Annotated in this window: 11 protein-coding genes; 8 read left to right on the forward strand and 3 right to left on the reverse strand. The window is 65.9% G+C overall.

What is annotated here, in order from left to right; genetic code table 11:
* Nucleotides 1-8: 8 nt before the first annotated feature.
* A complete protein-coding gene (gene araD / locus M5C96_RS00280) occupies nt 9-1,754 on the reverse strand; it encodes an L-arabinonate dehydratase (protein WP_272566447.1) in 1,746 nt (581 codons plus the stop codon).
* Nucleotides 1,755-1,835: 81 nt separating this feature from the next.
* Between araD and M5C96_RS00285 the strand changes: the two genes are divergently transcribed.
* The gene (locus tag M5C96_RS00285; RefSeq protein WP_272566448.1) at nt 1,836-2,528 is read left to right on the forward strand and encodes a GntR family transcriptional regulator; all 693 of its coding nucleotides are present in this window, start codon (nt 1,836-1,838) and stop codon (nt 2,526-2,528) included.
* Nucleotides 2,529-2,622: 94 nt separating this feature from the next.
* Here M5C96_RS00285 and M5C96_RS00290 read toward each other — a convergent pair whose 3' ends face one another.
* Nucleotides 2,623-3,861: a DUF5666 domain-containing protein gene (locus M5C96_RS00290; RefSeq protein ID WP_272566449.1), complete on the reverse strand. Its 1,239-nt coding sequence runs from the start codon at nt 3,859-3,861 to the stop codon at nt 2,623-2,625.
* Between the two features lie 487 nt (nt 3,862-4,348).
* On the opposite strand from M5C96_RS00290, the gene M5C96_RS00295 reads away from it, so the two are divergent.
* A complete protein-coding gene (locus M5C96_RS00295; protein ID WP_272566450.1) occupies nt 4,349-4,654 on the forward strand; it encodes a flagellar basal body rod protein FlgC in 306 nt (101 codons plus the stop codon).
* Nucleotides 4,655-4,851: 197 nt separating this feature from the next.
* Here M5C96_RS00295 and M5C96_RS00300 read toward each other — a convergent pair whose 3' ends face one another.
* A complete protein-coding gene (locus M5C96_RS00300; RefSeq protein WP_272566451.1) occupies nt 4,852-5,103 on the reverse strand; it encodes a DUF2061 domain-containing protein in 252 nt (83 codons plus the stop codon).
* A 175-nt stretch (nt 5,104-5,278) separates the two neighbouring features.
* On the opposite strand from M5C96_RS00300, the gene M5C96_RS00305 reads away from it, so the two are divergent.
* From M5C96_RS00305 to M5C96_RS00330, 6 genes are all read left to right on the forward strand, one after another.
* Nucleotides 5,279-6,340, forward strand: a complete 1,062-nt coding sequence (locus M5C96_RS00305; RefSeq protein WP_272566452.1) for an SPFH domain-containing protein — start codon at nt 5,279-5,281, stop codon at nt 6,338-6,340.
* Nucleotides 6,341-6,410: 70 nt separating this feature from the next.
* On the forward strand, nt 6,411-7,907 hold the full coding sequence (locus M5C96_RS00310) for a DUF4178 domain-containing protein (protein WP_272566453.1): 1,497 nt from the start codon (nt 6,411-6,413) through the stop codon (nt 7,905-7,907).
* Between the two features lie 64 nt (nt 7,908-7,971).
* Nucleotides 7,972-8,196, forward strand: coding sequence for a DUF350 domain-containing protein (locus tag M5C96_RS00315; RefSeq protein WP_272566455.1), 225 nt, complete (start codon nt 7,972-7,974; stop codon nt 8,194-8,196).
* Between the two features lie 75 nt (nt 8,197-8,271).
* Entirely contained in the window at nt 8,272-9,834 is a 1,563-nt protein-coding gene (locus M5C96_RS00320) for a class I SAM-dependent DNA methyltransferase (protein WP_272566457.1), read from the forward strand.
* Nucleotides 9,824-11,155, forward strand: a complete 1,332-nt coding sequence (locus M5C96_RS00325; RefSeq protein ID WP_272566458.1) for a restriction endonuclease subunit S — start codon at nt 9,824-9,826, stop codon at nt 11,153-11,155. Before M5C96_RS00320 ends, M5C96_RS00325 begins: the two co-directional genes overlap by 11 nt.
* Complete coding sequence (locus M5C96_RS00330) at nt 11,155-13,188, forward strand: RNA-binding domain-containing protein (protein ID WP_272569864.1); 2,034 nt, start codon at nt 11,155-11,157, stop codon at nt 13,186-13,188. The genes M5C96_RS00325 and M5C96_RS00330 overlap by 1 nt, the downstream gene beginning before the upstream one ends.
* The last annotated feature ends 34 nt before the right edge of the window (nt 13,189-13,222 follow it).

Consider the following 13,222-nt stretch of genomic DNA (forward strand, 5'->3'; position numbering starts at 1 on the left):
TCCGGGGGTCAGAAGATGTCGGGCTCGGGCACGGGGGCGCCGAAGCCGGTTTCGAGGAAATCGAAGTCGCAGCCCTGGTCGGCCTGCAGGATGTGGCGGCTGAACATCCAGCCGTAGCCGCGCTGAAAGCGTGCGGGCGGCGGCGTCCAGGCGGCGCGGCGGCGGGCGAGTTCCTCGTCGCTCACCTCCAGGTGGATGCGGCGCGCGGGCACGTCCACGGTGATGCGGTCGCCGGTTTTCACGAGCGCCAGCGGGCCGCCGATGTAGGCCTCGGGCGCGGCGTGCAGGATGCAGGCGCCGTAGCTGGTGCCGCTCATGCGCGCGTCCGACAGGCGCAGCATGTCGCGCACGCCCTGCTTCACCAGCTTCGCGGGGATGGGCAGCATGCCCCATTCGGGCATGCCGGGGCCGCCCTGCGGGCCGGCGTTGCGCAGCACCAGGATGTGGTCGGCCGTCACGTCGAGGTCGGGGTCTTCCACAGCGGCCTTCATGCTGGGGTAGTCGTCGAACACCAGCGCCGGGCCGGTGTGCTGCTGCAGGTGCGGCGCGCAGGCGCTGGGCTTGATGACGGCGCCGTCGGGCGCGAGGTTGCCGCGCAGCACGGCGAGCGCACCCTCGGCGTAGATGGGGTTGTCCAATGGGCGGATCACGTCGTCGTTGAACACGGCAGCGCCTTCGATGTTCTCGCCCAGCGTGCGGCCGGTGACGGTGCGCGCACCCAAGTGCAGGTGCTGCGGCATGCGCGACATGAGCCCGGGCAGGCCGCCGGCGTAGTAGAAGTCCTCCATCAGGTACTGGTCACCGCTGGGCCGCACGTTGGCGATCACGGGCACGTGGCGACTGGCGGCGTCGAAGTCATCCAGCGTGACGGCGCAGTGCGCGCCCGCGCGGCGCGACATGGCCACCAAGTGGACGATGGCGTTGGTGGAGCAGCCCACGGCCATGGCGACGTTGATGCCGTTCAGGAACGATTCGCGGCTCAGCAGCCTGGCCGGGGTCTCGTCCTGCCAGACCATCTCGACGATGCGGCGGCCGCTCTCGGCGCTCATGCGCACATGGTTGGCGTCCGGCGCGGGGATGGAGGAAGCGCCCGGCAGCGTCATTCCGATGGCCTCGGCAATCGCCGTCATGGTGCTGGCCGTGCCCATGGTCATGCAGGTGCCGTGGCTGCGGGCGATGCCGCCTTCCACCCCGAGCCACTGCGCCTGCGTGATCTGGCCGGCGCGGCGCTCGTCCCAGAGCTTCCACGCGTCCGAGCCCGAGCCCAGCACCTGCCCGTTGTAGTTGCCGCGCAGCATGGGGCCGGCGGGCACGAAGACGCAGGGCAGGCCCATGCTGATGGCGCCCATCAGCAGGCCCGGGCCGGTCTTGTCGCAGCCGCCCATCAGCACCGCGCCATCGACCGGGTGGCTGCGCAGCAGCTCCTCGGTCTCCATGGCCAGCAGGTTGCGGTAGAGCATGGTGGTGGGCTTGACGAAGGCCTCGGCCAGCGAGATGGCGGGCAGTTCGATGGGAAAGCCGCCCGCCTGCAGCACGCCGCGCTTGACGTCTTCCACCCGCTGCTTGAAGTGGCCGTGGCAGGGGTTGATGTCCGACCACGTGTTGACGATGGCAATGATGGGCTTGCCCACCCAGTCTTCGGGCGCATAGCCCATCTGCATGATGCGGGAGCGGTGGCCGAAGGAGCGCAGGTCGTCGGGGGCGAACCAGCGGGCGCTGCGCAGGGACTCGGGGGGGCGGCGGGTCGTCGTCATAGGCTCCATCACAGGTTTCGGTGCATTAAAGCACTAATATATTAGTACGTCAAAATCGCGCGGTGCGACAATCCGCCGCTTATGAACGTGAGAGACAAAGTCCGCCTCGACCGGTCGCGCCATGCGGCGCCGCAGATCTTCGAAAAACTGCGCGCGGCCATCGTGTCGCTGGACCTCACCCCGGGCACCGTGCTGGCCCGCGCAGAGTTGGCCGATCGCTTCGGCATCAGCCAGACGCCCGTGCGCGATGCGTTGATGCGCCTGGGCGAGGAAGGGCTGGTGGACATCTTTCCGCAGCACGCCACGGTGGTGAGCCGTATCGACGTGGCCGCCGCGCGGCAGGCGCACTACCTGCGCCGGTCCATCGAGCTTGAGGTGGTGCGCACGCTGGCGCTGCAGGGCGGCGAGGCCATCGCCCGGCGCCTGCAGGCCCAGATCGGCGTGATGCAGGCCGCGGCCGAGCCCCTGGAGCCCGAGGCGTTCTCGCAGGCCGACCTGGCGTTCCACCGCCTGATGTACGAGGCCGCCGAGGTGCCGCGCCTGTGGGAGCTGGTGCGCAGCCACTCCGGCCACGTGGACCGGCTGCGCCACCTGCACCTGCCCAGCGCGGGCAAGGCGGAGTCGGTGCTGGCCGATCACCGCCGCATCGCCGAGGCCATCGCGCGCGGGGACGCACCCGGCGCCCAGGAGGCGCTGCGCACGCATCTGTCGGGCACGCTCAACCAGGTGGACGAGATCTGCGCCCGCCACCCGGACTACGTGCACGCCGACTGAGGCATGCCGTGCGGCGCTGGCCCCGGTGCCAGCCGGATCGGCCTTCAAACCAATGAGTACTAAGGCATATTGCTATTTAATTTATAGCAAACGCTCAAGCGACGAACCGGATGGTCTGCGCCACCAGGCCGAAGGTGCCGGCGGCCACCTGCGCCTGGATCTCCACGGAGCGGTTCTCGGCCAGGTCGGACGCGGTGCCGCCCTCGAAGCGGGCGCTGGCGTAGTGGACCGGCACGCCGCGCACCACGATCACCGAGGCCGCCGGGATCACGCGCTGGATCGATCCCTTCACGTCGAAGCTGCGGCTGGCCAGGCTGCCGGCCTCTTCCAGCGCGATCTCGCTCGCGTTGAACTGGCCGCTCACGAACACGCCCTTCACGTCCACGCGCCGGCCCAACGCCAGGCCCGCAGGCGGGTTGGCCACGCCGCTGGCGTTGACCGGCACGCCGTTCACGCTGAAGGCCGTGTTGCTGGTGAACGCGGTGACGTAGCCCTTGAGTTCGACCGCCACGTTGTTGCCGCTGGGCAGCGTCACGCTGCTGGCGGTGGTGCGCAGGGCCGAGGCCACCCAGCGGCCGGATGCGTCGGGCGCCGTCTGCAGCTCCACGCGGGCGTACTGCCCGTTGGCGATACCGGGAGCCTGCGACGCGACGGCGCCGTAGGCGATCACCGCGCCGCCGATGCGGAAGGTCTGCGCAGTGCCGTCCAGCGCGGCGACCACGCCGCGCAGCTTGTAGCGGGTGGGCACGGGCTCGTCGCGCACCACCAGCGTGGCGCTGTACAGCCCGTCGGGGTTGCGCAGGCCGAACACCTGCACCACTTGGCCCACCGCCAGGCTGGCCGCGCCATTGGGCAGGTTGTCGCTGTAGAGCGTGGCATCGGCCCACTGCACGGTCTGGCCCAGCACGGCGAAGGTGCGGGCGGCGGTGTCGATGGCGGTGATGGGCCCCTCGATCTCGCTGCGCAGGCTGATGGTCGAGGCCACGGAGCGGCGCAGCCCGCTGGCGTCCACCGCGATGCCCGAGCCGTTCACCTCCACCACCATGCCCAGCCGCAGGGCGGCGGTGGTGACGGCCTGGCCGGCATCGTCCAGGATGCGCGCGGCGGTGTCGTCGTAGCGCAGGTTGTTGACGATGATGGAGCCGAAGCCGCTGATGGGGCCGCTGGAGAACGACGCATCGGCCGTGCTGCCGACGCCGGAGACATCGCCACCGCCGCCCCCTCCACCGCAACCGAACAGCACCAGGGTGGCGGAAGCCGCGCCACCGGCCAGCAGGCGGCGGCGCGCGGGGGAGGACGGGTGGACGTCGGGAAGAAACAAGGTGGACTGCATGGAAACCTCCGAAGGCGATGGGAATGTTGAAACGGCGAGGCCGGGTAGCGCTGGCGGGGTGCGCGGCCAGAACCGATGCCGCACGCCACGCCAGCGCCTGGAGGCATCTTGGAATCACCGGTCGCGCCGATGATTTCAATATGTGTACAAACTTGTTCAGTTTTAGGAGTGGTTCGACCACGACGCCGCCCGGGTGTTGGCGGGGCGCCTGTCTCGATACCGCGCCCGGCGCGCGCTGCGGCGCGCAGCCGAACGCCGAGCCGGCCGTGCGGCCAACGCCATTTCATTTCGAAACACTTGTGTACGCTTTTACGTTTCGCGCCACGCCAGGCCCTTCGTGCCGTGGTGAAAAAACCAACGCCCGGCCATGCCGACGCCAGCGCAGGGGCCTGCGATCGTTCCAAGCCGTTTGCACGGCCGGACTGGTCATTCCTTCACCTGCGGCGGATAATCCATGCACTTCCTCGCCCTCCACCGGAGCACTCCCATGGCCTCTGTTTCCTCGATCGCCGCCTCCGGCCTGCGCGCCGCCCAGGTGCGCATGGATGTCTCCGCCAACAACGTCGCCAACATGAACACGCCCGGGTTCAAGCGCCAGACGGTGGACCAAGAGGCCGTGGCCTCGCAAGGCGGCGTGGCCACCACCAATGTGGGCCGTGCGGCGCAGGAAGGCGCCTCGCTCGAGGCCGATGCGGTCGACCAGATCTCGGCCACCTATGCGTTCAAGGCCAATCTGCAGGTGTTGCGCACCGAAGACCGCATGATGGGCTCACTGCTCGACACCCGGGCCTGAACCGCGGATACGCCTCTTACCCGTCCGCTGAGCCAGCCTGGGCCGACGGCAGCCTGGCGGCCCTCTTTCCTTTTCCCCCTTCTCTCAGACCATCACAGCGCGCCGGCCAGGCCGGCCAGCCGCTCGATCAGCCAGTGATGAAACGGCCCGCCCGCCTGCCGGGGGCGTGAATCCGAGGTGGTACTCATGGCCGTGCCTCAAGCCGCCAGGGGCGCATCGCCGGCCGCTGCCGCGCGGCGGCGGGCCGCCCGCTCCCAGGCCTTTTCGTGGAAGAAGAACGCCACCGCCTGCACCGTGGGCTCCAGCAGGCTCAGCGTGATCGAGGCGATCAGGTTGCCGGTGACCGCGTAGGCCACCAGGGCCGCCACACAGATGTGGATGAGGTAGTAGCTGCCCGTCTTCATGAGGGTGGGCAGGTTGCGGAGCGTGGCTTGGCGGATGCGGGACATGGCGGACTCCTGTGGGGCGAACTCGGATAGGGAACAGACGACTGCACGAATGCTAGTGATTCGCATTGGCGAGCGCCAATTGATCGTGTCCAACGCCGCGATAGCCAAGCCCCGGGGCGCCGCTATGATGGCCGCACTTTCCAACCCCTCCGCACACCTTGAACGGGAGCACCGCATGGCCCTCATGGACTTCATCAAGAAACAGTTCATCGACATCATCCAGTGGACCGAGGACAGCGACGGCACGCTGGCCTGGCGCTTCCCGATGCGGGACATGGAAATCCAGAACGGCGGCACGCTTGTAGTGCGCGAGTCGCAGATGGCGGTCTTCGTGAACGAAGGCCAGGTGGCCGACGTGTTCGGCCCCGGCACCTACAAGCTGACCACGCAGACGCTGCCGGTGCTCACCTACCTGAAGAACTGGGACAAGCTCTTCGAGTCCCCGTTCAAGAGCGACGTGTACTTCTTCAGCACGCGCCAGCAGGTGGACCAGAAGTGGGGCACGCCACAGCCCATCACCATCCGCGACAAGGATTTCGGCGCCGTGCGCCTGCGCGCCTTCGGCAACTACGCCTTCCGCGTGGCCGACCCCAAGCTGTTCCACACCGAGATCTCGGGCACGCGCGCCGAGTACACCGTCTCCGAAATCGACGGCCAGCTGCGCGGCCTGGTGTTGCAGAACATCAGCAACGCCATCGCGGGCAGCGGCCTGCCGTTCCTCGACCTGGCGGCCAACCAGGTGATGTTCGCCGAGGCCCTGGCCAAGGAGCTGCAGCCCGCGTTCGCAAAGATCGGCCTGCTGCTGGAGGGCATGACGGTCCAGAACGTCTCGCTGCCCGAAGAGCTGCAGAAGATCCTGGACCAGAAGATCGGCATGGGCATGGTCGGCAACGACATGGGCAAGTTCATGCAGTACCAGACGGCGCAGGCGATCCCGAAATTCGCCGAAGGCTCGGGCAACGGTGGGGGCGGCATTGCCGGCGACGCCATGGGCCTGGGCGCCGGCGTGGCGCTGGGCCAGGTGCTGGCGCAAAACCTGCAGCAGGGCCTTCAGGGCCAGAACCCCGGCGCAGCCCAGCAGGCCGCCGCCGCGGTGGCGGCCGCGCCTGTGGCGGGCGTCAAGCCCGAGGACGTGATGGCCACGCTGGAGAAGCTGGGCGAGCTCAAGGCCAAGGGCATCCTCACGCAGGAGGAGTTCGACGCCAAGAAGGCCGAACTGCTCAAGAAGCTGGTCTAGATTTCGCTATCAATTGAATAGCGTCCTGCCCAATCGATACTAGGGCAGGAGGCCAAAACACTCAAAAAACATGGCCGAGAGCGGCACCCAGCGTACCTACCGCGCGCCCTGCCCCGGCTGTGGCGCGCCGGTCGAATTCAAGAGCGCGCAGTCCACCCACGCCGTCTGCCCCTACTGCCAGAGCACGGTGGTGCGCAGCGGCGAGGTGCTCACGCGCGTGGGCAAGATGGCCGAGGTCTTCGACGACCACAGCCCCCTGCAGCTCATGGCCAGCGGCCGCATCGTGCTGGACGGGCTGGACCTGCCCTTCACGCTGATCGGGCGCCTGCAATACAAGGGCGACGCCGGCACCTGGACCGAGTGGAACGCTTTCCTCGAAGACGGCAGCACCGCCACGCTGGGCGAGGACAACGGCGCCTACGTATTCACGCGGCTGGCCGCGGCGGGGCGCGAGCTGCCCGCGGCCGAGCAGTTCCGCGTCGGCATGACCACGGCGGTGGCCGGCAAGCCCTACAGCGTGGCCGCCAACGTGCAGGCGCAGCTCATCTCCGCCCAGGGCGAACTGCCCAAGCTGCCGCCGCTGGGCTACCCGTTCAGCATGGTGGAGCTGCGCAGCGCCGACGGCGAGGTGCTGTCGATCGACTACGGCAGCACGCCCCCGAAGGTGGATCGCGGCCGGGCCGTGCAGCTCGACGATCTGAAGCTGCAGGGCCTGAAAGACGCCTCCACCAAGGACGAGACAGGCCGCCAGTTCAACTGCCCCAACTGCGGCGCCCCGGTGCCCGTGAAGCTGGGCACCACCAAGAGCCTGACCTGCCCGTCGTGCCACAGCCTCATCGACCTGTCCAGCGGCCTGGGCGCCGAACTGCGCCACGCCATGCAGGACGAGCCGGTGAACCCGCTCATCCCGCTGGGCCAGAACGGGCAGCTGGAGGGCGTGCACTGGCAGGTGGTGGGCTTTCAGCACCGCATGGGCGTGGAGCCGGGCGACGACGAGCATTTCGGCTGGGACGAATACCTGCTCTACCACCAAAAGCGTGGCTTCGCCTTCCTGGTGGACGCGACCGACGGCTGGAGCCTGGTGCGACCCACTACGGGCGCGCCGCAGCTGACCGGCGGCGGCCAGAGCGCGACCTACCTGGGCACCACCTACCGCCTGTCCAGCCAGTACGACGCCGAGACCACCTACGTGGCCGGCGAGTTCTACTGGCCCGTGGAGCGCGGCCAGAAAAGCGCCAACCGCGACTTCGCCAGCAGCACCGGCCGCGGCCTGCTGTCGATGGAGCAGACCCCGCGCGAGATCACCTGGTCCAGCGGCAGCAAGATCGACAGCGCGGTGGTGGCGCAGGCCTTCAAGCTGGATGGGCAAAAAGACCTGTTCAAGCGCGCGGACGCCGCACCGATGGCCAGCGCCACCAGCATGGGCTGCATGACCATCATCGTCATCGCGGTCATCCTCATCATCATCCTGCTGCTGATGAGCAACTGCTCGGGATCGTCCGGCGGCGGCTACCGCAGCTCGGGCGGCTCCTTCGGCGGGTATTCCAGCGGGGGCGGGCACAAATGACGAAACGGCGACGCCCCTGCGCTCCCTTGTTGCAACCCCTTTTCATCTGACGGAGGTCATCATCATGGCTCTTGAATGGCTGCGGCCCGCCGCGTTTTTCGGCTCCATCCTGTTCGCGCTCATCGGCGTGCTGGTGTTCTGGGTGAGCTTCATCATCATCGACAAGCTCACCCCCTACGACCTGTGGGCCGAGATCGTCGAGAAGCAGAACAAGGCCCTCGCCATGGTGGTGGCGGCCATGTGCCTGGGGATCAGCATCATCGTGGCGGCGGCGATGCACGGGGGGTGAGGCGGCACAATAGCGGGCTTTGCGTGCCGCGCGGCCGGGGCCCCTGCCGGCTGCCAACGATTGCCCACTGCCCGCATGAACGCCGATTTCAAGAAAACCCTCTGGGCCACCGCCGACAAACTGCGCGCCAACATGGACGCGGCCGAATACAAGCACCTGGTGCTCGGCCTCATCTTCCTCAAGTACGTCAGCGACACCTTCGCCGCGCGCCGCGCCGAGGTGGCCGCCCGCCTCACTGATCCGAACGACGGCTATTACTACGGCGAAGCCGGCCCGGAAGACCTGGCCGCCGAACTGGACGACCGCGACTACTACCGCGAGGCCAACGTCTTCTGGGTGCCGCAGGGCGCACGCTGGGAAACCCTGCGCAACCTGGCCAAGCGGCCCGACATCGGCAAGCACATCGACGACTCGCTGGCGCTCATCGAAAGCGAGAACCCCAAGCTCAAGGGCATTCTCGACAAACGCTACGCCCGCACCCAACTGCCCGACGGCAAGCTGGGCGAGCTGGTGGATCTGGTGTCCACCATCGGCTTCGGCGACACCCCCGATGCCGCCAGCGACATGCTCGGCCAGGTGTATGAATACTTCCTCGGCATGTTCGCCAACGCCGAGGGCAAGCGCGGCGGGCAGTTCTACACCCCCGCCAGCATCGTCAAGACCCTGGTGGCCGTGCTCGATCCGCACACCGGCAAGGTGTACGACCCCTGCTGCGGCAGCGGCGGTATGTTCGTGCAATCTAAAAAATTCATCGAATCCCACGGCGGAAAGAAGGACGACGTGTCCATCTATGGGCAGGAGAGCAATCCCACCACCTGGCGCCTGGCTGCCATGAACCTGGCCATTCGCGGGATCGACTTCAACCTGGGGCGTGAACCTGCCGACACCTTTGTGCGCAACCAGCACCCCGACCTGCGCGCCGACTTCATCCTGGCCAACCCGCCCTTCAACATCAGCGACTGGTGGCACCCCAGCCTGGAGGGCGACGCCCGCTGGGTGTATGGCGACCCGCCCCACGGCAACGCCAACACCGCCTGGCTACAGCACATGCTGCACCACTTGAAGCCCACCGGCCGCGCAGGCATTGTGCTGGCCAATGGCAGCATGAGCAGCAGCCAGAACAACGAGGGCCAGATCCGCGCCGCCATGGTCGATGCCGACGTGGTGGAGGTGATGATCGCCCTGCCCGGCCAGCTGTTCTTCAACACGCAAATCCCGGCGTGCCTGTGGTTTTTGGCCAAGAGTAAAAAGCGCAAGGGCGAAGTGCTGTTCATCGACGCCCGCAAGCTCGCCACCATGATCAGCCGCGTGCAGGGCGAGTTGACCGATGAGGTCATCGACCGCATCGCCACCACCGTGGCCGCCTGGCGCGGCGGGCCGCAGACCGGTGCCAGCATCACCATTTACGAAGACCACCCCGGGTTTTGCCGCAGCGTGCCCCTGGCAGAGATCGCCCAGCACGGCCACGTACTCACCCCCGGCCGCTACGTGGGCGCCGAGGCGGTGGAGGACGACGACGAGGCCTTTGCCGACAAGATAGTCAAGCTGACGGAGAAGCTGGGCGAGCAGATGGCCAAGGGCGCGGAGCTGGATGCGGTGATTCGGGCGAAGCTGGGGGGGCTGGGGTATGAATTTTGATGAACTGTTTCTTGAAGAACTTGCAGCACCAACCAAGAACGCTGTAGTTGGCGGTCCGTTTGGGTCGAACCTTGTCTCAAAAGACTACGCTCCTGAAGGCATTCCAGTTATTCGTGGACAAAACATGGGAGGTCGCTGGGTAGGTGGTGAGTTCGTATTCGTCTCTTCGGTGAAAGCCGACTCGCTGAGCCCAAACAAAGCGCGCCCCGGTGACTTGGTTTTTACTCAGCGCGGTACCCTCGGTCAAGTGGCAATCGTTCCGGGGTCTCCCTACTCGGAATACATCATTTCGCAGAGTCAGATGAAGGTAACGCTTGATTCAACAAAGGCTGATGTCAACTTCCTCTACTACGCATTCCAGTCTCCTGAGCAACTTGAGTACATCAAAAACACGGCGATTCAAACCGGAGTGCCGCATACCAACCTCGGCATCCTGAAGAAAACTCCGCTTCGCATTCCTTCATTAGCGGCGCAGCGGCAAATTGCCGCGGTTCTCGGGGCGCTCGACGACCGCATCACCCTTCTGCGCGAAACCAACGCCACGCTCGAAGCTATTGCCCAGGCCCTGTTCAAGTCGTGGTTTGTCGATTTCGACCCCGTGCGCGCCAAGATGGAAGGCCGCGCCCCCGAAGGCATGGACGAAGCCACCGCCGCGCTGTTTCCCGATGCGCTGGAGAAGTCGGAGTTGGGGTGGGTGCCGAAGGGGTGGCGTGTGTTGCCGATTGGTGATGCCGTTGAAGCAACGGGGGGCGCCACACCAGACACCAAGAACCCGGCGTTTTGGACCCCGGCAGTTCACTGCTGGACCACGCCCAAAGATCTTTCGGGTGTGGCTGCGCCAGTGCTGCTGGATACCGAACGCAAGCTCAGTGACCAAGGTTTGTCCAAGATCGGCTCGGGCTTGCTGCCGGTAGGCACGTTGCTTTTGTCATCTCGGGCACCCATTGGCTACCTCGCTGTTGCTCATGTTCCCTTGGCTATCAACCAAGGCTATATCGCCATCCCACCCGGAGGTTTGCTCCCGCCGCTGTACATGCTGTTCTGGTGCCGCCAAAACATGGAATCCATCAAGGCGCGAGCCAACGGATCAACCTTCATGGAAATCAGCAAGAAAGCGTTTCGACCCATTCCTGCGCTGATTCCACCCGATCAGATCGTGAATGCATTTGCAGAGGTTGCAGGCGCTTTGTTTAACAGGCTGGTCAAGAACGAAAAGCAAGCCCAAACCCTCTCCACCCTCCGCGACACCCTGCTCCCCCGCCTGATCTCCGGCCAGTTGCGCTTGCCCGACGCGCAGGCCCTGCTCAAGGAAACCGCGTGATGTTCTCCATCCACTCCATGGAAGACCTCTCCTTGCTGCGCGAGACGGTGGAACTGGAATGCAAGCTGGCCCAGGGGCAAAGCGGCCAGGGAGAGGTGCCCAAGGATTTCTGGTCCACCTATTCGGCCATGGCCAACGCCCATGGGGGCGTGGTGCTGCTGGGGGTGCGCGAGAAGGAGGGGGTGTTCTCCATCGCAGGCATTGCCAACCCGGCCAAGGTGCGGGCAGACCTGTTCAACAACCTGAACAACCCGGGCAAGGTCAGCGCCAACCTGCTGGCGGATGCCGATGTGCAGGAGATGGCGCTGCAGGGCCAGACGATCTTGCTGGTGCGCATTCCGCAGGCCACGCGCAAGCAAAGGCCCGTATTCCTCAACGGCCAGCCGCTCGGCCATACCTACAAAAGGCTCAACGACGGCGACCGGCTGTGCGATGAAGAGACGGTCAAGCGCATGCTGGCAGAGCAGGTGGAGGACGAGCGCGACGCCCGCATCCTGTCGCACTTCGGCATGGAGGACATCGACATGGAAAGCCTGCGCATCTACCGCCAGATGCTCAAGGATGAAAAGCCCGGCCATCCTTATCTGGAACAGGACGATTTCGCCTTCTTGCAAAGCCTGCGAGGGTGGCGCCGCGACCGTGCCACGGGCGTGGAGGGGCTGACGCTCGCAGGGCTGCTGATGTTTGGCCGGTGGTCGGCCATTCAGGAGGCCGTGCCGCACTATTTCGTGGATTATCAGGAGCGCCCGGAAGCCAAGACGGAACTGCGCTGGGTGGACCGTCTGGTGCCCGACGGCACCTGGTCCGGCAACCTGTTCGAGTTTTACCGCCGCGTTTACCGCAAGCTGGTAGTGGACCTGAAGGTGCCCTTCGGTCTGAAGGGCGGGCAGCGGCAAGACGACACCCCAGTGCATGTGGCCTTGCGCGAAGCGCTGGTCAATACGCTGGTGCATGCCGACTACACCGGGCGGGTATCGGTGCTGGTGGTGAAGCGGCCAGACATGTTCGGCTTTCGCAATCCCGGCGGTCTGCGCTTGCCCCTGGAGCAGGTGATCCGGGGCGGCGAGAGTGATTGCCGCAATCGCATCCTGCACCAGATGTTCCTGTTGATCGGCCTGGGAGAGCGGGGTGGCTCTGGCATGCCCAAGATTTTCAGCGGGTGGCAAAGCCGGCATTGGCGTCAGCCACTGTTGCGGGAAAAGGACGTGCCGGAACAGACCTTGCTGGAATTGCACATGCTGGATCTGCTGCCTGGGCCGGTGCTGGACACCCTGAAGGCCCGCTTCGGTACAGCCTTCGAACGCGTCAATTCCTTGGGACGGGTCATTTTGGCCACTGCAATGATCGAGGGCGTGGTCAACCACGCGCGCATGACCGAGATTTGCACCGATCATCCGCACGATCTGAGCCAGGCGCTGGCCAGGTTGGAGCGAGACGGCATGCTGCTGTCGCAAGGGCAGTCCCGGGGCAAGGTGTACCACTTGCCCGGCTCGGCCCCAGTTTCCCCGGAGCAGGTTTTTGCGGTGGGGGGTAGCTCCGGTAATAACGATCACAGCTCCGGTAGTAACGCTGCCAGCTCCGGTAGTAACGAAGATAGCTCCGGTAATAGCGCCGGAACATTGGCAGGCGCCAGCAGCAGGGTTTTGAGTGAAGGGACCGAGCAGGCGCCTCGGGACGGGCATGGATGCCTGCTTTCTCCCCTGCTGGATGCGCCCGTGGTGGATGCCTTGGAGGCGTTGTCACCCGCGTTGCGCGACGATTTACTGCAGCGTGCCGCTTTGCCAAGAGCCAAAGCCCGGCTGGATCGGGACAGCATGGCTGCGGTGATCCTCTCCGTATGCAAAGGGCGCTACGTCCGTTTGAGCGTTCTGGCTGAACTGCTGAACCGCGATGCAGATGGGTTGCGAAAAGGGTATCTGGACACTTTGGTCAAGGACCATCGCATCCGCAGGGCATTTCCAGGGACTCCTACCCATGAAATGCAGTCCTACCGAACTGCAGATAGCGCGGACCATGGGGCCGATGGCTCATGACAACGCAGCAAGCCGATCCTCCTGTTGGCCAGAC

This window comes from Acidovorax sp. GBBC 1281 (genome assembly GCF_028473645.1).
In the GTDB taxonomy this organism is placed as follows: Bacteria; Pseudomonadota; Gammaproteobacteria; order Burkholderiales; family Burkholderiaceae_C; genus Paracidovorax.

What these genes read in the sequence shown, in the direction of transcription:
- M5C96_RS00315 (WP_272566455.1), top strand. Translation starts at nt 7,972, where the DNA reads ATGGCTCTTGAATGGCTGCGGCCCGCCGCGTTTTTCGGCTCCATCCTG.
- M5C96_RS00285 (WP_272566448.1), top strand. Translation starts at nt 1,836, where the DNA reads ATGAACGTGAGAGACAAAGTCCGCCTCGACCGGTCGCGCCATGCGGCG.
- M5C96_RS00300 (WP_272566451.1), bottom strand. Translation starts at nt 5,103, where the DNA reads ATGTCCCGCATCCGCCAAGCCACGCTCCGCAACCTGCCCACCCTCATG.
- M5C96_RS00310 (WP_272566453.1), top strand. Translation starts at nt 6,411, where the DNA reads ATGGCCGAGAGCGGCACCCAGCGTACCTACCGCGCGCCCTGCCCCGGC.
- M5C96_RS00320 (WP_272566457.1), top strand. Translation starts at nt 8,272, where the DNA reads ATGAACGCCGATTTCAAGAAAACCCTCTGGGCCACCGCCGACAAACTG.
- M5C96_RS00290 (WP_272566449.1), bottom strand. Translation starts at nt 3,861, where the DNA reads ATGCAGTCCACCTTGTTTCTTCCCGACGTCCACCCGTCCTCCCCCGCG.
- M5C96_RS00305 (WP_272566452.1), top strand. Translation starts at nt 5,279, where the DNA reads ATGGCCCTCATGGACTTCATCAAGAAACAGTTCATCGACATCATCCAG.
- M5C96_RS00325 (WP_272566458.1), top strand. Translation starts at nt 9,824, where the DNA reads ATGAATTTTGATGAACTGTTTCTTGAAGAACTTGCAGCACCAACCAAG.
- M5C96_RS00295 (WP_272566450.1), top strand. Translation starts at nt 4,349, where the DNA reads ATGGCCTCTGTTTCCTCGATCGCCGCCTCCGGCCTGCGCGCCGCCCAG.
- M5C96_RS00330 (WP_272569864.1), top strand. Translation starts at nt 11,155, where the DNA reads ATGTTCTCCATCCACTCCATGGAAGACCTCTCCTTGCTGCGCGAGACG.
- araD (WP_272566447.1), bottom strand. Translation starts at nt 1,754, where the DNA reads ATGACGACGACCCGCCGCCCCCCCGAGTCCCTGCGCAGCGCCCGCTGG.